General features: G+C 45.7%; 10 protein-coding genes and 1 tRNA gene. 6 read left to right on the forward strand and 5 right to left on the reverse strand.

Going from position 1 to position 24,325, the window contains the following annotated elements; all coding sequences use genetic code 11:
* Positions 1 to 42: 42 nt before the first annotated feature.
* Together C0033_RS13465 and C0033_RS13470 are read right to left on the reverse strand one after the other, a co-directional pair.
* Complete coding sequence (locus C0033_RS13465) at positions 43 to 7,167, reverse strand: InlB B-repeat-containing protein (protein WP_103228397.1); 7,125 nt, start codon at positions 7,165 to 7,167, stop codon at positions 43 to 45.
* Positions 7,168 to 7,191: 24 nt separating this feature from the next.
* Positions 7,192 to 7,587, reverse strand: coding sequence for a hypothetical protein (locus tag C0033_RS13470; RefSeq protein WP_103228398.1), 396 nt, complete (start codon positions 7,585 to 7,587; stop codon positions 7,192 to 7,194).
* 343 nt (positions 7,588 to 7,930) lie between these two features.
* Between C0033_RS13470 and C0033_RS13475 the strand changes: the two genes are divergently transcribed.
* The 3 genes from C0033_RS13475 to C0033_RS13485 all read left to right on the forward strand — a co-directional run bounded on the left by C0033_RS13475 (position 7,931) and on the right by C0033_RS13485 (position 12,855).
* Positions 7,931 to 8,674, forward strand: coding sequence for a LytTR family DNA-binding domain-containing protein (locus C0033_RS13475; protein WP_103228399.1), 744 nt, complete (start codon positions 7,931 to 7,933; stop codon positions 8,672 to 8,674).
* 78 nt (positions 8,675 to 8,752) lie between these two features.
* Entirely contained in the window at positions 8,753 to 10,930 is a 2,178-nt protein-coding gene (locus C0033_RS13480; RefSeq protein WP_103228400.1) for a hypothetical protein, read from the forward strand.
* Positions 10,927 to 12,855 (forward strand): sensor histidine kinase, encoded by a 1,929-nt coding sequence (locus C0033_RS13485; RefSeq protein WP_103228401.1) that lies wholly within the window; start codon positions 10,927 to 10,929, stop codon positions 12,853 to 12,855. The genes C0033_RS13480 and C0033_RS13485 overlap by 4 nt, the downstream gene beginning before the upstream one ends.
* A gap of 316 nt (positions 12,856 to 13,171) precedes the next feature.
* On the opposite strand, the gene C0033_RS13490 is transcribed toward C0033_RS13485, so the two are convergent.
* Positions 13,172 to 14,557, reverse strand: coding sequence for a GntR family transcriptional regulator (locus C0033_RS13490; protein WP_103228402.1), 1,386 nt, complete (start codon positions 14,555 to 14,557; stop codon positions 13,172 to 13,174).
* Between the two features lie 638 nt (positions 14,558 to 15,195).
* Between C0033_RS13490 and C0033_RS13495 the strand changes: the two genes are divergently transcribed.
* The 3 genes from C0033_RS13495 to C0033_RS13505 all read left to right on the forward strand — a co-directional run bounded on the left by C0033_RS13495 (position 15,196) and on the right by C0033_RS13505 (position 22,704).
* On the forward strand, positions 15,196 to 16,797 hold the full coding sequence (locus tag C0033_RS13495; RefSeq protein ID WP_103228403.1) for an ATP-binding protein: 1,602 nt from the start codon (positions 15,196 to 15,198) through the stop codon (positions 16,795 to 16,797).
* Positions 16,798 to 16,819: 22 nt separating this feature from the next.
* On the forward strand, positions 16,820 to 20,641 hold the full coding sequence (locus C0033_RS13500) for a PAS domain-containing protein (RefSeq protein WP_103228404.1): 3,822 nt from the start codon (positions 16,820 to 16,822) through the stop codon (positions 20,639 to 20,641).
* Positions 20,642 to 21,015: 374 nt separating this feature from the next.
* A complete protein-coding gene (locus C0033_RS13505; protein ID WP_242984496.1) occupies positions 21,016 to 22,704 on the forward strand; it encodes a methyl-accepting chemotaxis protein in 1,689 nt (562 codons plus the stop codon).
* Between the two features lie 559 nt (positions 22,705 to 23,263).
* On the opposite strand, the gene C0033_RS13510 is transcribed toward C0033_RS13505, so the two are convergent.
* Both C0033_RS13510 and C0033_RS13515 read right to left on the reverse strand, forming a co-directional pair.
* Positions 23,264 to 23,337: transfer RNA gene (locus C0033_RS13510), tRNA-Arg, on the reverse strand.
* Positions 23,338 to 23,355: 18 nt separating this feature from the next.
* A complete protein-coding gene (locus tag C0033_RS13515) occupies positions 23,356 to 24,246 on the reverse strand; it encodes a DUF3881 family protein (protein WP_103228406.1) in 891 nt (296 codons plus the stop codon).
* Between the last annotated feature and the right edge of the window lie 79 nt (positions 24,247 to 24,325).

A 24,325-nucleotide genomic window follows, 5' to 3' on the forward strand; every position in this document is an offset into this window, starting at 1 on the left:
AATCCCGCCCCAGTTCCTGACAAAAACTTAGAAAAAGTCCGCTTACGGTATTCCCCTAATCTTTTTCGGCACCAGCACATAATCCAGGCTGCGTTCAAAATCGATGGTCACATATCCATCCTCTCCAACCACATAATCATTTCTTTCCAATCCCTCTATCTGCCCGGTTTCATGATTATAGTAATACAGCCCGATTAAATCACCCGGATAGATACCCGCTTCATTTCCAACCGGTAATTTCACCTTGACTTTGGAAGGGAATACGTTCTCTCCTCCTAAGGCTATATTCAGTCCCGGTACCTCGATCTCCGATATTCCTGTCATTCCGGATACCGCTGTCTTTATTTCTTTTCTATTTTCCGACAGCTTCTTTACCGGAACCGCATTAAAATACAGGTTCATGGAATCCAGTGGCTGTTCTGATTTCTTCATTTCTGTTCCATCTATCATCCACTGACAGGCTACATTTCCCTTCTCGTCTTTTACCGTTACAGTCAAGTCTTTTCCTGACTCTTTAGACGCTTCCAGCACCTCTTTAGGTAAATTTATTCTGGTCAGCGGCGTTGCCGAATCCCCGGTTACTCCGGATGGAATCTCCAAAACTACATGAACCGGTTTTTGGTCATCTGCCTTCAGCTGGCCAGTCACTGCCGCACCGGGCAGTTCTATGGTAATTAAAAATTTATTTCCTTCCTGCCAGCTGTCCAGAATGTCATGTGACGCCGCCATAATGGATAGATTATCCACTACTACCCCGATCCTCGTCTCCGTATCGTCAGACGTCACTACCGGATTCGTGGCCTGTATATTGGCATTGGCAGAAACCACCCTGCCTCCTCCGTCTCTTCTGACCGCTGTCTCCACCACGATCCCGGTACTCCAGTTGACTGTGGTCTGCAATACCGCAGTTCCTCCTTCCGTACTGTTTATACTGCCGGAAGGCGTGGTTATGATATGGGAGTTACTGAAACCGCCAGAGGCTCCGCCTCCAGAGGAACCACCGCCGCCGGATCCGCTTCCAATCGCGTTCCAGTCCGCTGTCACCGTTATATCCTGTTCCGGCATGAAAAAGGTAGTTGTTTCTTTCGAGGCGTCAGAGAATCTGACTTCGTTCCCGGATGTCCATCCTGCAAAACGGTATCCGCTTCTGGTTCCTGCCCGGACTGTTACCGTCTCACCGGCCGTATAGCTTCCTTCTCCCGTATCTGACGCATAGCTTCCATTTACTGTGACCCGATACTGTGCCGCCGGAATTTCTTCAAATACTGCATAGATCTTCGTCGTCTGCGTCACCGGGTTTTCAAAGGAAAACTCATCCGTTCCACCATTTTCTGTCACCCATTTGAGGAACCGGTACCCTTGCTTTTCCGGACTTTCTGTCGGAGCCTGCACCTGCTTTCCGCTTAGTACAGTCTGAACTGCCCATGGGCCGCTGTCATATTCCACGCTTCCGTCAGCAAAGGAAACTGTATAATAATCAATTTCCGCAAAATCTCCGGTCTGATCTACGGTTATCTTCACGCCGGTATCCGTATTGTCTTCCCAAATGTCATAAACACCATTGGGCACCGCACCTAAATCCGTGATAAAGGTTATCCCTTCATCTGCTGTAATCCGGTAACTTCGTCCATGATCTGTCCACTCTTTTCCATCTTTTCTGACTTTTACCGTCACCGCCTTAGCAAATACCGGTGTAACAAACTCTATGCCTGTCAAGACAATTTCAACCGCTTCATCCGTTCCCCTTACGTTTTCATCCTGATCCAGCCATTCCTTTAAGAAATACCCATTTTCGTTATCCGGCTCTGCCCTTAGTTTAATTCTGGTACTACCATTGGGGCGATAGATGATCTCATCCAGCAGAACGGTTCCGCCTTCTCCCGCCAGAACCTTTAATTCCTTTCCGCCAGGCAATATTAAAGAATTCAGCGGATTCGCACCGCACAGGAGGTATGTCAGATTCAATTCGGATACATCCAACTCTGTCAGCACGTTATCCTCACAATTCAGTTTCATAAGGCTTCCCGGAAGAATTAAGCCAGTCAGGTTATTCCTCGAACAGTTTAATTCCACTAAGTTTTCCAGTCCGGACACATCCATACTTCCGCTTAATTTTTCCGTCAGACCATAACTGAAATCCAGTCCTATTATCTGTTTGGGTAGGTCTTCACTCCATGTTACTACAGGCTGTATTCCTCCTGCCCATGTGTCCGGGTCATCCTGGTCTAACCAGGTAAATGACGACGGATAACTCTCCATCAAAGCCTGGAATGCTGCCACATCGTCCGGATTATAGTTGAGTATCCATGATGCATAGACGCTGGTCTTCCGCTGAATCGGGCTGTCAAACGGGAACTCACTGCTTCCCTCGTTCTCTGTCACCCATTTGATAAAGGTATAACCTTCTTTCGCCGGAGAGTCCGGTTCTGCTGCAGTCTTACCGCTTAGAATTACCTGCGGTTTCCATTTTCCATCTGTATAAGCCGTACTTCCGTCATAGAATTCCACTGTGTAATACAGCACATCCGCTGTGGCTTCGCCATCCACTACGTCCACGCTGAAGCCAGTTTTAGTGTTTTCTTCATAAATATCATATTGGCCAATCGGAACGTTTTCCAAATCCGTAATAAACTTGGTTCCATCCGCGCTCAAACGGTATGTCTTACCGCTGTTTTCCCATTTTACTCCATCTTTTTTGGGTGTGATCGTCACCGGATAGGTAATCAGCTCCCAAGACGCATAAACAGCTGTGGTATCCGTTACTTCTCCAAAGCCGTATTCATTATCTCCATCTTTGGCTGTCACCCATTTGATAAAATCATATCTGGATTTTGACGGATCAGACGGTTTTACTGGATTTTTGCCGTTCAGAATAACCTGAGGCTTTAATCCACCTTCTGTATAAGCAGTATCTCCGTCATAAAATGTTACCGTATAATAGAGCACATCCGCTTTTGCATTGGCATCCGCCACATCCACATCGACACCGGTATCAGTTTCACCCTCATAAACATCATACAGGCCAATCGGAACATTTTCCAAATCTGTAATAAATGTGGCTCCATCTGCACTCAAACGGTATGTCTTACCGCTGTTTTCCCATTTCAATCCATCTTTTTTTGGTGTGATCGTCACCGGATAGGTAATCAGCTCCCAAGACGCATAAACAGCTGTGGTATTTGTCACTTTTCCAAAGCCATATTCGTCATTTCCGTCTTTGGCTGTCACCCATTTAATAAAATCATATCTGGACTTTGACGGATCAGATGGTTTTGACGCACTCTTTCCGCTCAATATTATCTGGGGTTCTAATCCATTCGATGTATAAGCCGTGTCGCCATCGTAAAAGGTGACGGTATAATAATGGATTTCCGCATTTGCCGGATTCTCATCCACGGTCACAGAAACCCCTGTATCAACCGGATTATTGGTTCCTTCATAAATTTTGTACGTTCCATCCGGTACCTGGGACAAATTTGTCAGGAAAGTTCCTCCATTATCCGCTGTCAGACAGAATGTCTTTCCGGAATTGTTCCACTTTACTCCATCTTTTTTAGTAGTAATGTTTACCGCATAGGTATTTTGGCTCCATGACGCATAAACGCTTGTTGTCCGCTGAATTGGGCTGTTAAATAAAAATTCGTTGTTCCCTTCCTTCTCTGTCACCCATCCGGTAAAGGTATAACCGTATTTCGACGGATCAGACGGTTTCGACGGCTCCTTGCCGTTTAAAATAACCTGAGGCTTTAATCCACCTTCTGTATAAGCAGTATCTCCGTCATAAAATGTTACCGTATAATAGAGCACATCCACTTTTGCATTGGCATCCGCCACATCCACATCGACACCGGTATCAGTTTCACCCTCATAAACATCATACAAGCCAATCGGAACATTTTCCAAATCTGTAATAAAGGTGGATCCATCTGCACTCAAACGGTATGTCTTACCGCTGTTTTCCCATTTCACTCCATCTTTTTTGGGTGTAATCGTCACCGGATAGGTAATCAGCTCCCAAGACGCATAAACATCTGTGGTATCTGTCACGTTTCCAAAGCCGTATTCGTCATTTCCATCTTTGGCTGTCACCCATTTAATAAAATCATATCTGGATTTTGACGGATCAGACGGTTTTGACGCACTCTTTCCGCTCAATATTATCTGGGGTTCTAATCCATTGGATGTATAAGCCGTGTCGCCATCGTAAAAGGTGACAGTATAATAATTGATTTCCGCATTTGCCGCACTCTCATCCACAGTCACAGAAACCCCCGTATCAACCGGATTATTGGTTCCTTCATAAATTTTGTATGTTCCATCCGGTACCTGGGACAAATTAGTCAGGAAAGTTCCTCCATTATCCGCTGTCAGACAGAATGTCTTTCCGGAATTGTTCCACTTTACTCCATCTTTTTTAGTAGTAATGTTTACCGCATAGGTATTTTGGCTCCATGACGCATAGACGCTTGTTGTCTGCTGAATAGGGCTGTTAAATGAAAATGCGTTGTTTCCTTCCTTCTCTGTTACCCATCCGGTAAAGGTATAACCGTATTTCGACGGATCAGACGGTTTCGCCGGCTCCTTACCGCTCAGAATAATCTGTGGCTTTAATCCATCTTCTGTATAAGCAGTTTCTCCGTCATAGAATGTTACCGTATAATAGGGCACATCTGCTCTCGTATAGGCCCCCGTCACATTCACATCGATCCCTGTATCCGTACTTCCCTCATAGATATCATAACGGCCGGCCGGAACGTATCCCAAATCTGTAATAAAGGTGGTTCCATCTGTGCTTAAACGGAATGTTTTACCACTGTCATACCAGTTTACCCCATCCTTTTTAACTGTAATGGTTACTATATACAGGATAAGCTTCGTTGCTGTAATTGTCCCATTAATTACCGCAGTACCTTTGGCCTTTCCCTTTGAAAGCGCTACCTCAGCAGTAAAACTTCCAGCCGTACCGTTCGGTGTGTCTATGCTCCCGGAGACAGCCTGTTGAAAGCTGGTTATATTGATCTTATCCGCTGTCACGCTGTCAATACCCGTGGCTGACAGACCGGACAACTTATTGATCTGTTGGGCCAAAATCACTTTTATCTCATCCTTTGTTCCTGCTTCAGCTTGAGCCACGGTATACGTGCCTCTTTCAATAATACCTTTCGCCCTTGCAACCAAATCTTCATTCGTTTCACCATAATACTCAGTGGCGGTAATAGTGCCGCTTAAACTGCTGGTAGTATCTTCGAACGCACCACAAGCGAGTTTCACGGTAAATTTAAAACTTCCGTTCGTTCCGTACTTGTTGTCCCCATCTCCTTTAACAGCCTCTTTGAAGTCGCTTACGGTAATATCACTCGCTTTCACGCTGTTAATACCGATGGCTGACATGCCGGGCAGCTGATTGATCCGAGAAGCCAAAACACTCTTTATCGCACTCTCTGTATTGGCTGAAAACTGAGCCACGGTATAGGTCCCTCCCTCAGCCAAAGCCTTCGCCTTCGCAACCGCATCTGCATTTATATTGGAATAAACCGGCTTCATGGTAATATTATGATCCAGAACAAATGTCACCGGATTTGTGGTTGTACCATTAAGTGTCCCGTCGTTTGACTCCCATTTCACGAATTTATAGCCTGATCCGCTTTCTATTTTTGCTTCTAATGTTGTCAAACCAGAAGATCTTTTAAACTCATTTAACCAGACGGTACCGCCTGTCGTGTTTTCAACGGTCAGTTCTTTTCCTGATGTCAGCTTCAGAAAAGTCAGTGGATTATTCTTGATTCCCAACTCACTCATATCGGGCAGATACAAGGGAGACAGATCCAACCGTTTCAGTTTATTAGACTCACAGTACAGCACTTTTAGCTTCGGCATGAGAGACAGATCCAACTCCTCTAATAAATTACTGCTGCACTGCAGCTGAGTTAGCGCCGATGTCACGTTCAATTCTGTTAACTTGTTACTAGAGCACTCCAAAGTGCCCAGTCCTGATAAGCTGGATACATCCAGTTCCGTCAGCTTATTATCATTGCAATACAGTGTCTCCAACTTAGTTAATCCAGATACATTTAGTCCCGTCAATTGCTTATAGTTACATCTTAGAGCTTTCAGCTCCGTTAAACCGGACACATTCATTGATCCATATAAACTGCCCATCATCGGCAACTGTATTGAATTAATTCGTCTTGGCCTCTGGGCAGTATCCCATCTAATAACACTAGTATTCCAGTTTGCAGGGTCATCTTTGGTATATCCGCTAAGGCCGTTGTTATCAATGATCCCATTAATAATTTCCACATCATTTTTACTATATGCACTTTCACTATAGTCCAGATTCATCTGCCCGCCAATTCTCACATAGATTTCCGGCAGCGCCACTCCACTATTGAGCTCATAACCTCCCGGCAAAACCGGTGTCAGACAGTAGCTTCCAATCTCCGAATTATATATATCATTACCTTCGTTTATCTCATTATCCGGGTCAATTTCCCAAATAATACCCTCCACAGTCAGAGCTTCCGGCTGGGATTCCTGATCGCCCGTCACTGTATAACCGCTGGCTCCCAGCGTCACAGGAAGCGCGAGCTCATCCCACTCCGTACCAGCTGGAACGAGACGGTTTTGTACCTCGGTATCCAGCGCGTCAAAGTCCGTAATGCGTATTACCGTTTTATCCGTTTCCCGCACGTTTTTCAGTTCTGTTACTTCCTGTGCAGGCAGCGTATTTCCGCCAGCGTTTCCTTCCACGCCGTTGTCATTATTTCCACAATCTTCGCATACATAACCACAGGGGCTTCCCATTTCACCCTCTGTGTATCCACAGTCGTCATCGTGCTCCCCCCGCTCATGCGGGCAGTCCAGTACATAACGTTCCTGTTCGTAATCATAGTCCGCATCACTGTCCGATGCTATTTGCTCATCTTCCTCATCACTGTCGGAGATTATCATATCAATGTAGCAGTCCTCCGTGTGTTCATGACCGCAGGGATGCCCCGGTTCAGCCTCCTTGTACCCGCAGTCAGCCGTATGCTCCGGGTGGTGTTCACATATCCCGCTGTTATCTGCCTGCGTCCCCTCCGCATAGCCGGTAATCTCCAACTGCGAAAACAACAGCGCTGCACTCAGCAATATGGCAAGCCGCCGTTTGTGTTTTGCATAACCCATAATATTCCCTCCTTCTATATCCGATTACAAAAATTGACCGATGGTCTGTTCTTCCTTCAGCCTTTTTATGCATCGGTTTAATGAATTCCAGATTCCTTCTTCCGTCACAGGTTTGAGAAAAAAATTTGCCGCCCTTACCCGGTAGGAAGCCACGCCGAACCGCTCATCTTTCCCGATCCAGACAATTTGGCTTTCCTCTGACGTCCGGTGGACTAAAATGGACAGTTCCTGATTCTCAATATCATCAAAAGCAAATATCGTAATTACAAACGGATGCTTTAACTGAGACTTTCTATATTCCGCTGCAGATGAAAACCATTGTGGAACCATGATATACTGTTCCCGCTCCGGATAGCTCATAACTGCATCTGCAATTGCCTGATATTCCGTTTCTTTTTTTGAACATACCGCAACAACCATAAGCCGCCTCCTCCCTTTCTCCAACAGGCGCTCTTCTGTTCTTTTTTCCGGTTACATTTCGTGTAAATCACCTCTTTTTTCCTAAAAATTGGTGCAAAAAATACAGCCCCTGCGACTGTATTTCTTTTCTTAAATTCCAGGGATTTCCACCTAAATTCATTTTGACTTTTACTTCCAGCTAAGCTATGATTAGCTTAAATATTTTCCCAAATGCGACTGATTTCATCTTATCATAAAACAAATTTATTGTGTGGCCTTACACTAAATTGACACATTTTTACACTAAATTGACATATAATACGATTTTTCTTAATTTTGTAACCAATTTGGGAGGTATCAGATTATGCTGAAAATCGCAGTTTGCGACGATGACGCCCTGGATTTGAACCTAATTCAGGACCTTGTTTTAGAATATATGAAAGATCATCCGAACCCGGGTGTTGCCATAACCCAGTTTGACTCTTCGGAGCGCTTATTAGAACGCCTAAAAACCGAAACCTATCACATCTATCTTCTGGATATTCTCATGAACGGAAAAAATGGAATTGAAGTTGGGGAGGTAATCCGGGAAAATGACAGCCGCGCGGCCATTATCTATTTAACCGTATCCCCAGATTATGCATTGGCCTCCTATTCCGTTGATGCACAATATTATTTATTAAAGCCTATAGAAAAGGAAAAATTCTTTCGGATTCTGGGCCGTGAAATCGAAAACCTGGCAAAGAAAAGCGGCACTTATATTACAGTACGCACCAAAAATGGAATTAAATCCATCCGTACCGATCTTATCATGTATGTGGAACAGAATTACCATGTCTTTACATACCATTTAACAAATGATACCAGCGTTGAAAGTATTACCAGCCGTGCCCGATTTGACCAGGAACTTCAAGTTCTATTAAATGATCCCAGATTCGTGAAGATCTCCTCCTCCATGCTTGTCAGCCTGCGCTGCATTAGGACCATAAACAAAAAAGGCTTGATCTTACAAAATGGGAAGGAACTGCTAATCGCACGCGCATACTCGGAAGCCAAACACCGCTATATGGAGTACATAATTCAGGGGGTGAAGCAGGATGAGATTTGATTATTCTTATCTGCCCGTCCTTTCTTTTCCCCTACGCCTGTTCATATAAGATGAGAATCAATAATTTGGAGATACTCTATGAAAAAAAGCAAACAATTTCTTTATTTTTTAGCCCTGCTTACCCTGATTTTGACGCTGCCGCCCTTTGAAGTTCCTTCTATCGCACAAACCGGAACCTCTGTCGCTACTCCTTCTGATGCAGAGGAGACTCTTCTGGAAGACTCCTTATTTGAGGAAATTCTAACAGAAGAAACCACCTTGGAAGAGATGATACGGGAAAAAGCCAATGCAGAACCTCTCGAAGTGATAAAGGTCATAACCCCTTATTCTAACGCACTTATTCTGGCGGCACGGCAGAATGCCAGAGAACTACTTGAAACCAAACTGGAAAACAGCGATTATTCTACCGCAGTGGTCCTGTTCAGCGACAAAAGCAGAAAGTTTTATCCGATTCAATATGATATGGATACCTTCGATCTGACACAGACCGGACTTTTTTTATTGAACGGAACCGTAAATGTTCCCGATGACGGCTCCATATCCATCCCCCCAGATCTCATGACTGTCACAATCCCAGTCTTCCTCTATGATCCGGAAGAGCCTTGTGAACTGCCGGTGATCTCCAGTGATCCTGTCCGTGACAGTCAGATGCTTCTCTCCCAGAATTCCTCTTCCGAGGACCTGCAGAAATCACTAAAGAACAACAACAGAACTTACCTGTATTTTGATAATGGCATATTTCTGTCTGTACCGCTTATCTGGGATATAAGCAGCATTGCCTTTGGAACCCCCGGCACTTACCGGGTATACGGGATACCGGACCTTCCCGAAGGAGTTCTTTTAAGCAGCGATTTTTCTTCTTATCCTTGTGATGTAATCATTCAGAAAAACGGAGTGTTCTCCCTTACACCACCCACATTTGATGGGATTTCCTTTATGACCCGCTGGACAAAACCAACGCCACAGCGGGAAAAGTTCCACCGCTATTATGCCATTGGGGACGATGGCCCATGGCAAGAAGATACCACAGGAAGTTTTATGCGGATTGAAAGCTTTAATACACAATCCATGTATGTCTTTTATTATGAAAATGTCCTTTTTGAAGTCCCCTACTACTTCCAACTGGAATACGATGGAGAATACTCTAACATTTTAAAGATATATTTGACTGAAGACGACCTGTACTATGATCTCATTGAGGGTGACCGGGATGGAGGGGATCGGGGAGAACAGCCGCCTCCCGCCGTCACCCTGCCGCCGGATCATGCGGACAAAACTCCACCTTTAGGAACCACTAAACCAGAAGGAACCACTCCGCCAGAGACTCAGCCGGATATAATATTGCCAAAAGAAACTGAACCAGCCGAAACACAGCCGGCAGACCAGGATACTGCCAGCCACAATGGCTCCTCTTCCGGTACATACAGCAAACCGTCCCGTCACAGCACTTCCTCGGACTTAACCAGCGGCCCTGGATATCAGGCGGCCGAAACTGTTTCCGCATCTTTGTCCCCCTTGCTGGAGGCAGAACCCTCCATTGGAACTCAGAAGGAAGAAATATCAGAACCATCTGAGGAAGCCACAACCATTGCAGCCGGGCCAATACCGGAAAAAGAGACAGAAACAACTGCCGCTATATCCGCCCCAGCTTCATCCGGGCAGGAAGCGGACACCGCCGATTACACAATCCTGTCCGGCAAACGGATTCACAAAGAGCTGGAAATAAATCCAGGCAGGCCGATTGTTATTACAAAACACAGAATCCGCTTGGAGTTACCGTCAGACGCCGGACTATTTTCCGGCATGTCCGAACAATCCCTGTTCCGGGCAGACCTAACAGCCCCGGCCGAAAACCGTATCTTACTTATGCTCTCCATAGACGGCGTGCCGCTGGTAGACCTGCCTTCCATGACAATCACAATGCCCTGGAAAGCAGCTGACGAAACTCCCATTTTGGAAGTTACAAACGAAGACGGAAAGGTTCTGGGAACAGCCGCATACCTGGATTCCTCAGCCATTACCTTCCAGTTATCAGAAACCGGCGCCTTTACCATAAAGCCACAGGCTTCATCAGCGGATCTTGTAACTGTGATACCGCCAGCCCCAGCTGCTTCGGCACACGGGCAGACCAATGATTCCATTTCTGCCGGTTCTTCCTTTGTAGTTCCGGTTGTATGTGTATTCCTTACAGGTATCCTGATTTCATTTATTTTTATCCTGTTTTTTTACAGACGCAAAAGGAGGAATCAGCCATGATCAAAAAACGGTTACAACTTGGTAAGCGGCTCCTCCTCCTTGCCCTCACATTTTTCCTCACAATGGGACTGTTTACAGCAGCCTACCGGTTCGATAATAAATATACCCGGCAGTCTGTCCAGCCCATAAATGGCATCCTGTTCTATACGCCTGAACAGGACGATCCAATCTATCTGATCAACGGATGGGAATACTATCAGGGCAGACTCTTAACCCCAAAAGATTTTATAAACGATTTTCCGATTCCGGACAATCACATCTATATCGGCCAGTATTCCGGCATGGAAGCCGGCAACCCGAAGGCGTCTCCTCATGGAAGCGCCACGTACCGTCTGATTCTTTCCCTTCCGGAAACACCTGCCTTTTATACGCTGGAGCTGCCTGAGATTTACTCGGCTTACCGGTTTTATATAGACAACCGCCTAATGGCCGTCCAGGGAAATCCTGACCCAGATCACTATAAACCCGCCCTAAGATCCAATTCTGTTACGTTTGAAGCTTCCGGCGACATACAGCTTCTATTTTCTGTCTCGGACTGGTCCCACTTATACAGCGGTATGGTCTATGCCCCGGCTTTTGGCACTCCGAATGCAGTAAATTCTCTCTTAATGCAGAGATTTACCGTCAGTCTGACCCTTACCGTGCTGGCTGCCATCCTTGGCTTTTTCCAGCTCGCACTGGCTGCTATTTTGAGAAGCCGCCGCTCCCTGTTATCCGGTCTTATCTGTATGGCTTTTGCCGGCTCTGTAAGCACTCCGGCGTTGCATCAGCTGATTACCACCGGGATTGTGCCATGGTATAACCTTGAAATCTTCTGCCGCTATACCATATATGGGCTGTCCCTCCTCCTGGTTCTGAATTTGTGCGGCAGTCAAAACCGGGCTTTAAAGATTGCGTCCTATGCGGCAGCGCTTTTCCCCTTCCTGTCTCTGGTGATATCCCTGATGGCGCCGTATCTGACCTATAGCCAGATGCTTCTGTTTTCCCGCACTGCCGGGGCCTATAAAGTCATCTGTGCGTTATGGCTGCTTGGTACGGTATTTTTCTCGTACACAGAACAGGAACCAGAGACAGATCACACCATACTTCTGATAGGAATCTGCATCTTTGCTTCCTCTTTGGCGGCGGACCGCCTTTATCCATCTTTTGAGCCAATCCGTTTTGGCTGGTTTTCTGAAATTGCCGGATTCCTATTTGTACTGCTGCTTAGTTTCCTTTTGCTCCGTGATTCGGCCATTTTTTACAAAAACCAGTTTATTCTTTATCAGGAAAAGAATCGCATGGAATCACAGATTTTAATGCAGAAAAAGCATTACTCCCAACTGGCGTCACAGATAGAAAAGATCCGCACCATGCGCCACGACATCCGCCATCATTTTACCCAACTGTCCGTTCTGTTAAAAGACGGTAATGCAAAAGCGGCCGAACAATATCTGGATAAAGTGATAAACAGCAGCTTAACTTCCGCGCCCCTGTCATTTTGCGATGCTTATTACGTGGATGTTCTGCTCCGTTATTACTATTCTTGTGCGGAGGATCTTCATATACCAATGACCGTTCATGCCAACGTGCCTGCCGCTTCCGGAATTTCGGAAGAGGACTTATGTGTGATTCTTGGTAATATCCTGGAAAATGCTTTAGATGCCAGCGCTCCCGTTCCACAGGATCAGCGCCTCGTTACTGTGGCGGTTACCTGTCATGAGGGTACGATAGGCATTGAAGTGAAAAACAGATATGAAGGCGATTTAGTACCTGACGGAAAAAACTTTTATTCTTCCAAAGAAAAAGGCCGGCACGGCATCGGACTTTCCTCCGTCCGTTCCATGGCTGAAAAATATGGCGGAGACGTGTGGCTGAAAACGGAACAAAGAGAAGACGGTATCAATGAATTTTCTATACAGGTCCTTCTTTTAAGCCAATCCTAAAAAGAAAGCAGACAGAGTTGTAAAAAACTCCGCCTGCCTTCTGAATACCTATTTTTAAATAAGTGCCTTCGACACTTCAACTCCCCACCCCCTCAAGATTGAGGGTCTTCTTAACTGCCTTTTTCAGGCTGTCCAAAAATCCCCCCGCCGGAAGGAATGACACCCAAACTGGTCAGAAATATGACTGATTCTGATTTATTGGATATGTATTACTTTTAACTGAAGATGACGGCTTTGACGGCGATGCCTTTGAAGACGGGCACTATATCAAGCTGTTTTAATCACAGTCTATTTTCTTTACCCTAAACGGGACCTATTAAATTTGACTATAAAGCTGTTTGACAGTTGATTCAGATAAAAGCATAAAGCGCTTTAGCGTATCTGAAAACGCTTTGCTGTCCTCCTGCTTCAGGCTTTGAATCAAACGCTCTGTATCGCATTCCATTTTGGTAATTAATTCCGGTTGAGAGGCCGCCTGCGCTTCTAAAAGAGGAAGACAAAGTAGAAGCGTTTCATAAAATTTATCCCAGATATCCTTCATCGGTCGGCCGTCGTTTCCATCCAGCACAACCCCTACACCGGTCAAAAGGGTGCAAAAACCTCCCTTTGTGGCTTGCTGAACCATTAATCGATCCAAACATGCCTCAACCCGGCATTTCTTCCCCGGGAAAAAACATTCCAAGAGCCGATCTATGGAGATAGATAAGATTTGTATTGTCTGCAAGAACATTGAGAGAATCTTCTGTACTGGCTTTTTTTCAAGCTGGATTGTGTCTAGCGTAGGGACTGTCACCCAGGCACCCAGCCCTTGACTGGACGACACTATGCCCAAACACCCCAGCAATTCCATGCCCCGACGGATGGTACTAAAGGAGACTTCGTATTCTTTTGCCAGCGACCCGTAAGAGGGAAGTATCGCACCCAGTTCATACTCTCCCTTAATGTAAATCCGTCCAATTAAGTGGGCAGCCACAGAATAGCATTTCTGAGGGTGCTCTTGGTAGACCCTCCACTGGAACGAAACAGGTTCAGGTATAGGCCGCTCCTGCTTTGCGCGCTCAATAAAAACCCTTAGAATTTCGCTAGGCAGACCCATAATCTGCATAAGCGCCCCTTTAAGTGCCTCCCGGTCCTCCTGGTCGCAGGCTGACACTAATTGCTGAGTGAGGGTGCGGTGTTTCTGCTCCGCCTCCGGAAGTGGAATACGTTTTGCCAGTGTATGCGGGAACTGTTGGAAAAGAACCAACTCATAGAACAGGTCGAGAATCAGTCGGTTTTTGAGCATCAGTATCATCTGGTGACAGCAGTAGAACGAAATATAAAGAGAATCCAAAGACATCGCTTCTGCTATCGCTTTAATTGCATGCATATCCTTTGTTTGGAGGCGCTGAACACCCTCATACAACAAAGGCTCCATAATTAGATAGAGCGTTTCGTTCAGATATTGAATTGACTCTTCGCGAGCAAGATAGTAGTCTTGTAGGTTATGGAAACACTCTTCCGCCGATGCGTCATAAGAAACGACTGTATACTTCCCCCAATGAATCTCGATATAGCCCTCCTCCTGTAACCGTTGATAGGCATTGCGTACCGTCAGAAGGGCCGCATGATACACACTGCAAAGCATATCGATGGAGGGCAGGCGATCTCCCTTCTGGTAGTATCCAAATTCAATCTGATATTTGAAAAATTGGTAGATCATGCTTGCTCTTCCTGGCTTCACTACATAACCCCCTTATGAATCTATACTTTTGTAATAAATTATAACATATGCAATAATGCAAATCTATTACGGATTTAAGAATTTATATTCGTATCTGTTTATCACCCAAATCTAAAAAGAAATCCTGCCAGATAGTAACAGACTTATTATACAATGAGAAAATCCTGATTGATAGGTGCAATCACTATTTACAGCGTTTTCAATACCGATTTTTGAACATAGAAATATTGGGCAGCATATGCAGTATTCTGTAAAATTACTCCCTCATGATTTTTTAATAGAAATGGAAAATGTATAGGAATTCCCCCTTATATTCAATAAATCGATTCAATAATAGAAAAACAGTTATTTTATTCCGAACATATTGAGTTTTTTTACTCTCTGCATTATAATCAAGAGTATCACATATGAACAAAGTTGGTTGAATGTAGAGGATAACGTAATGTAATTATGCTGATGCTGGTAGCTATTCTTCTCTTCAATTCCAATAACACTGTTCAGTCTAAACACAACTGGCATAATCTGAGGCAGATCATATAACTACTATACAGCAGGAAAATCTCATGCTGGTTCTTGGCCTGCCAGCCCCACCAAATTGACTTTGAGAGGAGTTTCTTATGAAAATCGAGAAAACAGAAGGCGTGAATCCAGCGTTGGATTCGATTGACGAATACAATACGCTGATGAATTCCATGGGAATCAGTGTCAGCAAGCACAAGTTGGATCAGGACTTCTCTGTTCTCTGGGCCAACGACTATTACTACTATAATACCGGGTACAGCAAAGAGGAATATGAAAGGCTGTTCAGAAAAAGTGTCCGCAGATATTTTGAGGGGTATCCGGAAGAATTTGAACGGATTAAAGCTGCTCTTTTTGGTGCACTGGAAAAGGGAGTGCCGCAATATACAGCCATCTGCCGGATGCCACTCAAAGGGGAACAATTCCGCTGGATCAGGATTGTCGCGACCATTACTGATGACTACATAGATGGCTGTCGAATCATTTACAGCACTTATATGGACATCAACGACATGATCTGCATACAGGAAGAGCAGCGCCGCCTGCACGACAAACTGGAGACGGCCCTGCGGCAGTCGGAACAGGCGAGCCGCGCCAAATCGGAGTTCCTCTCCCGTATGTCCCACGATATCCGGACACCCATGAACGCTGTGATGGGGATGACGCAGCTTGCATTAGAGTATTCCGACACGCCTCCTAAGATAATCGAATATCTGGAAAAGATAAAACTTTCTGCCCAAGTACTGCTGAGTCTTATCAACGATGTGCTGGATATGTCTAAGATTGAGAGTGGTAAGGTCGCGGTTGTCCAAAAACCTTTTGAACTGGCAGCCATGTTCCACCGGCTTAAAACGGTTTTCGACCAGCCAGCGAAGGATAAGGGCCTTGTATTTCAAACCAATATTTCCCCCGCACTCCCCATGTGGTTCATGGGTGACGAGGCAAAAATCGAGCGGATCTTGATGAATCTCATGAGTAACGCTATCAAATTTACGGATTCAGGGGATACCATACTACTTGCTGCCGGGCTTTCCGGTTTCTCCAATGGGAAGGAAGTGATTTCATTTACTGTTAAAGATTCCGGAGTAGGTATTGCACCTGAGATGTTTGATAAAATTTTCGAGCCGTTTGAACGTGGAAGCACAAGGGAAGGCACTGGTTTGGGCCTTCCAATAGCCCGCAGCTATGCAGAACTTTTGAATGGGGCACTGGATGTAGAGAGTACCTTGGAAGCAGGCACTACTTTTACACTCCATCTGCCGCTCAAGAGCGTGAACGCAGCCGTACAGGCACAGGCATCTGAAGAAAAGCCAGAGAAGGATTTATCCGGAGCGCGCCTCTTATTGGTTGAGGATAACCCTATCAACCAGGAAATAGCCCAGTGCCTGCTTGAATCCCGCGGTTTCTTCGTAGATATAGCCAACAACGGAGCGCAGGGCGTCACCATGTTTTCTAAGCATCCGGAAGGATATTATTACGCCATCCTGATGGACATCCAGATGCCCGTAATGGACGGACTGGAGGCTGCCAGACAGATCCGCGCCCTCTCCAGGCCAGACTCTGCTGCCATCCCTATTTTAGCGATGTCCGCAAATGCTTTTATGGAAGATGTGGAAAAGTCTCTGGCCGCAGGAATGAATGGCCATATCTCCAAGCCATTCGATGTGGATCTGCTGATTCAGAAACTGAAAGAATTATGATTCCAGAAGGAGAAACTAAGATATGATACAGGAAGGTACCGCTTGTAAAACAGTAAAGGCATTTTTTGACGCCTACCTCGTCCGGCGGGACGTAGAAAATTCGCTTGCCTGCCTGACGCAAGAAATTCAGTGGGTCGGGACCGGTAAGTCTAAAACAACCATCGGGCGGACTCAGGCTGAGCAGGCTCTTAAAGAGGAGTTTTCACAGATTCCATTAATGTTCCGGATAAAATATGAGAACATCGAAGAGATTGTGGTGTCAGATACTTGTGCTGTAGTCCTGCTTACTGTGTCCGCATACCCACTGATGGAGGGTACCGATACATTCCAGTTACTGGTAACCGCTACATGCGTGGAAAACCACAACGGGCTATGCCGGATTGCCTCCCTCCATATCTCTGTACCGGACAGCCAGCAGGTCGGAAGCTGGGGAATCGCCGCCTCTTTACCGGAACGTACTGAGTTGGAACAGCAGATAGGCGAGAAGGCACTGGACATCCTGGGGAAAAATATCCCTGGAGGCATGATGGGAGGTTACCTGGAACCAGATTATCCTCTCTACTATGTGAATGATTACATGCTCTCCTACCTCGGTTTTACTCGCGATGAGTTTATAACCACCATCAATGGGAAGGTCATCAACTGTATTCACCCAGATGACCGGACACGGGTAGACACTCTGGTTACGCAGGCTTTTAGTATAGGAAACACCTATGAGGTACGGTACCGGATGCTGAAGAAGGACAACAGCTACATCTGGGTCAATGATGTTGGTAAGAAAGCTTCTTCCATAGATGGACGGGCGGTCTGTATCAGCGTTATCCGGGACATCACAGCAGAAATGGAGGACCATGAACATCTAAAGCAACAGGCAGAGCATTATGACCGCCTGTTCCAGTCTGTACTGTGCGGCATTGCCCAATATCGGCTCAGTGGGCAACAGGTAACGTTTAAGAACGCCAACCGGGAGTGTATCCATATCTTAGGTTACACGGCAGAAGAGTTCTGGGCAAAACAGGATTGGAATTTAGAGGATCTGATTGTATTGGAGGACCGTGAGCGTGTACTGAAAGGCGCCAGCCGTCTGCAGCGCCCTGGTGACAGGGAGGCTTTTGAATACCGCCTGCTTCAAAAGGACGGGAACCCCTGTTGGATTATTGGCAGCGCAGAAGTAATTGTGGACCTGGATGGAGAGCAGCTGACTCAAAGCGTCTTTCTGGATATCAACGAGAGGAAACATGTGGAACTATGCAATGAGCAACTGGCAGATCAGGTGGAAGCCAGCAATGAGATATTGCACCTGGCATTGGAACACACCAGCATCTGCGAGTTCTTCTACTACCCTGAGACCGGTTCCTGTACAGTACCGGAACGCACCTGCTCCATCTATCACTGTCAGCCCCATTATATGCGTATGCCGGAAGACTTCGCGGAAGAACATGTAGACAAGGCATACCGCCAGACCCTCTATGAGGCATATGAACGCATAGACCGGGGAGAACACACCACCATCTGTGAGTTCCGCAGCCTGGATGGCTGTCAGTGGTGCCGACAGACACTATCTGTCATTCGTCATAACGAGGCAGGTTTACCCCAGCTGGTGATTGGCATTGTAGAGGACATCACCCACCAGAAGGAGGTTGAGCAGGCGCTGGACAATGCCCGGTCCCGTGACAGCCTGACTGGCCTCTATAAAAGGGAATATGGTGTCCGGCTGGCCCAGGAACATTTGAACAACCGGCCTGTGGGTGAGCATGCGGTACTGATGTTACTGGATATGGATAACTTCGGAGCAATCAACCAGAAGGAGGGCAATATCTTCGCCGATGCGGTGCTTCAGGAAGTGGCCAGTCTCCTGCGGGCAGAGACCGGGCCGGACCAGATCCAGGTGCGGCTGGGCGGCGATGAATTCATGCTCCTCCTCAAGCACTCCGATAAAGCCCATGCCACCACCATCGGTCCCCGCATCGCAAACCGAGTCCAGGGCATCCTGGCTGATAAGGATCGTGACGTCCATATTTCCGTTAGCATCGGAATGTGCAGTACCGAAGTGACGCAGGACTATAACGAACTTTACCGCTGCGCAGAGAGTACCCTTAAGTACGTAAAGGAACACGGGAAGGGGCAGGCCGCCTGCTACCTGGATACCTCCAATGCCGTAGGGATGTTCCTGACTCAGATCTATACCGATGAGCACCCTGTTAATGAGATAGAGAATCTGAGTTCGTTTGCAGGCAGTGACCTGATTTCCTTTTCGTTAGATCTATTGGGCAAAGCCAAAAATCTGGACGATGCTGTCAGTCTGTTGCTGGCCCGTATCGGGAATGCCTGCGGATTCGACCGGGTTTCCATCATTGAAGCTGACCGTGCTTATCTCACCTACCATTTTGCCTACCAATGGGCGCGCAGCCGGACGAGGATACAGCTGGGCCAGGATTTCTATGTTTCGGATGAGGATTTTGAACTATGCTCAGCGATGTATGATGAAGATGGCCTGGCCGACCACAACCTGAGGGATGGAATTTCCGACTTTGCCTCCTGCCTCCACGCTGGCATATGGGACTATGGCGAGTATGTCGGCTCAATCAGCTTTGAAGTCGATGTGCCGGGATACCATTGGACGGCGGAGCACCGCAGGCTCCTTCAGGAACTGGCGCGGCTCGTCCCCTCCTTTATCATGAAGTCCAAGGCAGACGCGGTGAGCCAGGCTAAGACAGACTTCCTGTCCCGGATGTCCCACGAAATCCGTACACCTATGAACGCCATCAGCGGAATGACGACCATCGCCAAGAGTGTTGTACAGGATCCTGTCAAGACACTCGACTGCCTGGAAAAAATTGAGTCGTCCAACCGGTACCTGCTGGGCCTAATTAATGACATCCTGGATATGTCACGTATCGAGAGTGGGAAACTGGAGTTGAATTATGGGTCTCTGGATCTCACGCAGCTCCTGGCCAGCCTGGATTCTCTGTTCCATGCACAGGCACTTGAGAAAGGACTTACCCTGAACGTAAAGGACGGCCGCATAAAAAACCGGCTGCTCCAGGCAGATGGCCTCCGCCTTAACCAGGTTCTGGTAAACATCATCGGAAATGCAGTCAAGTTCACGGATTGCGGCGGTATCACCGTATACGTTGAGGAGTTGGAAACAGAGCCCCGAGCCGTCCTGCGATTTTCCGTCACAGATACTGGCATCGGCATTGACTCCGCCGTGCAGCGGCGCATCTTCAATCCCTTTGAGCAGGCTGAAGCAAGCACCGCCTCCCGGCATGGAGGTACGGGACTTGGCCTGTCTATTTCGTTCCGGCTAGTCCAGAAAATGGGAGGGAATCTTGAAGTCCGCAGCGAGCCCGGCAGAGGATCTACCTTCTTCTTCACCCTGTCATTTGACTACGCTGCTGAGACAAAAGATACGGATAGGGAAACTGCTTCACCTGCCCCACTGCCGGATTTTAACGGCCGGAACATCCTTTTGGCGGAAGACAATGAGCTCAACCAGGAGATTGCCCAGACTTTATTGGAAATGTATGGCTTCACCGTGACCTGTGCCGCCAACGGACAGGAGGCATTGGACCTTTTCTGCACTGGTGCCCCCGGACGATTCGATGTGATTCTTATGGATATCCGTATGCCATTCATGGATGGCCTGGAAGCCACTCGGCGCATCCGCACATCTGGCCGGACAGATGCACGCACAATACCCATTATCGCCCTCTCTGCCAACGCATTTGACGAGGACTCTAAAAAGTCCATAGCAAGCGGTATGAATGGACATCTTTCCAAACCTATTGAGATAGACAAACTGCTTGAAGTGTTAAGGAGATGTATACATAATGTAATCTGAATACTTGAATTAAAGAGGTACATGGACTAATGGAAAGTAATAAATAGATAACTTTTTGGCTGGACGGGTAGTTACTCGTCATATCTATTGCTGGTATAAAAAGGTTGTCAGTATGACGTAATTGATCTGCAGAATCAATTGGATAAAATAGGGATCGCACACATACACCATATCTTTTACAACCAAAATATTGGAGATTACCACCAATCGTTATCTGACAGGCATTGCGCATATTACCAATAATGATGGTACGGAAAATATTTTTGTATCTGAACACAGTGAAGGTTTTGCGGCAGAATGAATCAAATATATTAAAAGATGCCCTACAATAAAATTAAAAGTATACAGAGGGATAATTTGAAATGCTGAGAAATATGAAAATACGGACGAGGTTACTGGCTTCTTATGCAGTGATTATCGTAATCTCCATGATTGCCAGCGTGATTGCACTGGTTATGCTCCGTGATATAGGCGCTAATCTAACCAGTTTTTATAACAACAATTATACAGTTACGGTAAATACCTGGGCAGCACGGCGCGCACAGCAGGCCACACGTGCCGATTTATTGCATGCTATTCTGGCAGAGGATGAATCTACCAAAAATTTAAAAATTGAAAGTGCGAAGAAAAATCTTGCAACAATGAGAGAGACCTTTCCCATCATCCGTAGTACCTTCAAAGGTGATGTCGGACTAGTTGATCAAATTGAAGATCTATTAGACGAGGCAATTTTCTATCGGGATCAAATCTTTGAATTAATACAAATTGGCAAGGACGATGAAGCTTTTTTAATAATGAACAATGAGTATATTCCTAAGCTGGATCAAATTGCAAATCTGTTAATACAAATTTCCGACGCCGCTAAAACCAACGCATACCTGATGGTGAGTGAAGGAGAAAACGCAGTTATAATTTCCACGGTGGTGGTTTGTATCGCACTTGGTGTTAGTATTGTTTTGGCTATGCTGCTAGGACTTTATATATCTAACAATATTCGTAAACCTGTTAATGAAATTGAAAAAGCCGCCCACCAAATTTCGAATGGAGATATGAATGTCGAAATTACTTATCAGTCAAGAGATGAATTAGGTAGTCTGTCTGATAGCATGAGGATAACGGTCAGACGACTCTCTTCCATTATCAGTGATTTGACCTATCTTCTTAAAGAAGTCGCCAGTGGAAATTTTAACTTGCATACAAATGTTGAGCAGGATTATGTCGGCGATTTTCGTCCTCTATTGCTTACCCTGCGTCAAATGACTACAGATTTGAGCAATACAATGGAGCAAATCAATCTATCTTCGGTTCAAGTGTGGACAGGCTCTGAGCAGATTTCTTCTGTTTCACAAGCTCTTTCACAAGGCGCAACAGAACAGGCAAGTTCGGTAGAAGAATTAGCGGCTGCAATTACCGAAATTTCTGATCACGTTAAGCTTAATGCTCAACACGCACAGGAAGCCAGCACAAAAGCAACAAATACCGGAGAACAGATTTTGCAGAGTAACCAGAGTATGCAGGAAATGATTCAGGCCATGGGAGAAATTACCGCTGCATCAAATGAAATCAGAAATGTCATTAAAACCATTGAGGACATTGCTTTCCAAACCAATATTCTGGCTCTAAATGCAGCAGTTGAAGCAGCCCGTGCAGGTATCGCAGGGAAAGGCTTTGCAGTCGTTGCTGAAGAGATTCGTAACCTTGCAATCAAGTCATCCGAAGAGTCCAAAAACACAGCTGCCCTGATTGAAAGTTCCCTGCGTTCTGTGGAACGTGGCGCAAAAATTTCGTTTGAAACAGCACAGTCTTTACTGGTTGCTGTGGAAGGCGCGAAAATTGTGGCAAAAACGGTTGACCAGATCTCTCATGCCTCAAATGAACAGGCGATTTCTATTGCACAAATTACCCAAGGGATTGTCCAGATTTCCAGCGTTGTTCAGACCAATTCTGCCACCGCTGAAGAGAGCGCCGCAGCTAGCGAGGAGTTATCCGGTCAGGCACAGCTACTTAAAAGTTTAGTGGGACAGTTCCATCTGAAAAACACTGAGAATATTCCTCAGTCGTAGCTGAACAGCCCGAATTGATTAGGAGGCTCAAGATGGCTCACTACTATAGGTATAGAATACAGGCCAGTGTATGATTGAGCAAGTACACAGAACCATTCTCTGTTTTCTGGGATGATTTTCCCAAATTTAAAAGAAGTTTTAGTTGCTATCCAATCTCATTCAAAGTATCTTGTGAAAAGATGTATTTTTAGGCACTAATAAAATACCTGGTCTATAATCAGACACCAACAATATATTTGATGGGGAGCCGGAGGCAGTAATAGAGCAGAACTTTATTATTAACTGATAGTAAACGAAAAATTCTCCGGACGGAATGACCGCTGCTGAAATCCTGCACATATAGCCGGAATATCTTCTTGATATGGATTATTATCTTCACGAAAATGTATTTGGCGAAGATAATGGAAATGATGGCTTTTTTGTATTTTAGTCTAATCCATTTTTTATACTCCGTAAAAGCAGAACATCTGGTTTACATAATTTTTCAACACAAGAACTTTCCTATTAAACAAAAACGCCGAAAGCCTAGTAAAATCAAGACTTTCGACGTTTTATCCAGCGTTCCTGAGCGGATTCGAACCGCTGGCCTTCCGCTTAGGAGGCGGACGCTCTATCCTGCTGAGCTACAGAAACGTAAACCTATCTATTCAATTATATATCCGCAGGCTCCTTAAAATTAACAGTTCCCTGCATCCATATCTGGCCCTTAAAACGGCGGCCCACCATAGGTTCCCCTTTTAAATCATCCTTACGGATTCCTACATGAAAGATCAGATCATTGCAGTCAAGGGTGAGATCATAAACCTCTTCCTCCGTAAAGCAATTCTTCTTTGTCTCAATGCGTTTGATCTCTCCGATCACCGAATATTGGTCACATTCAATTCCACAAGGCATAAAACAAGAATCAATGATCGAATAAATATCCTCTTTCATGATTCTTCTGGAAATCTGTGAGTATAAATCGATATCCTCAATCGTAAGAGTTTCCATCGCATCCTCATCCCCGTTTTTCGCCGCTTCCAGCAGGTTATTGCGGTTCTTAGATGCAACTTTAGCTTTTTCAATCTGGTTCGCAGTTTTTTGAACCGGCAAGAGAATTTTACCACTAACTGACAATCCCGTCAAGCATGCAGACGAAACCTCTGTAATTTCTTTTTTAATTTTCCGTTCCTGATACTCCATGGTGTTATCAATATAGAAAATTAATGAAATTCCAACCTTATATTCATCCAATAAACCTGCATAAGTCTCTTTTTCCGTATGTCTCTGAATCGAACAGTCAGATGTAGAAGAAATATCGCTACTGGACAGATAAGGATAATAATATTCCGCCTTAAATGCTCCATCCTCTTCCATCACTCCACAGATCACAAGTCCCATACCCGGAGCTGCCTCCGCGCGTATCCTGACGATTTCCGTGTCCTGCTCAATCTGAAGCTTCTTTATATCTTCCGCGTTTTCTGTGAGTTTCTGAAGCAATTTTTCAATTTCTTTTCTCTTCTGGTACGTGCTAAAACCAACAGAGCGCAAAAACTTATGCATTGTTTCACCTTCTTACTTATAAAATGGGATAAATATGAGACGAAGAAGAAACTTCCCCGTCTCAATTCTCTTGCCATTA

The sequence above is a fragment of the Clostridium sp. chh4-2 genome (assembly GCF_002899675.1).
Classification (GTDB): Bacteria; Bacillota; Clostridia; order Lachnospirales; family Lachnospiraceae; genus CHH4-2.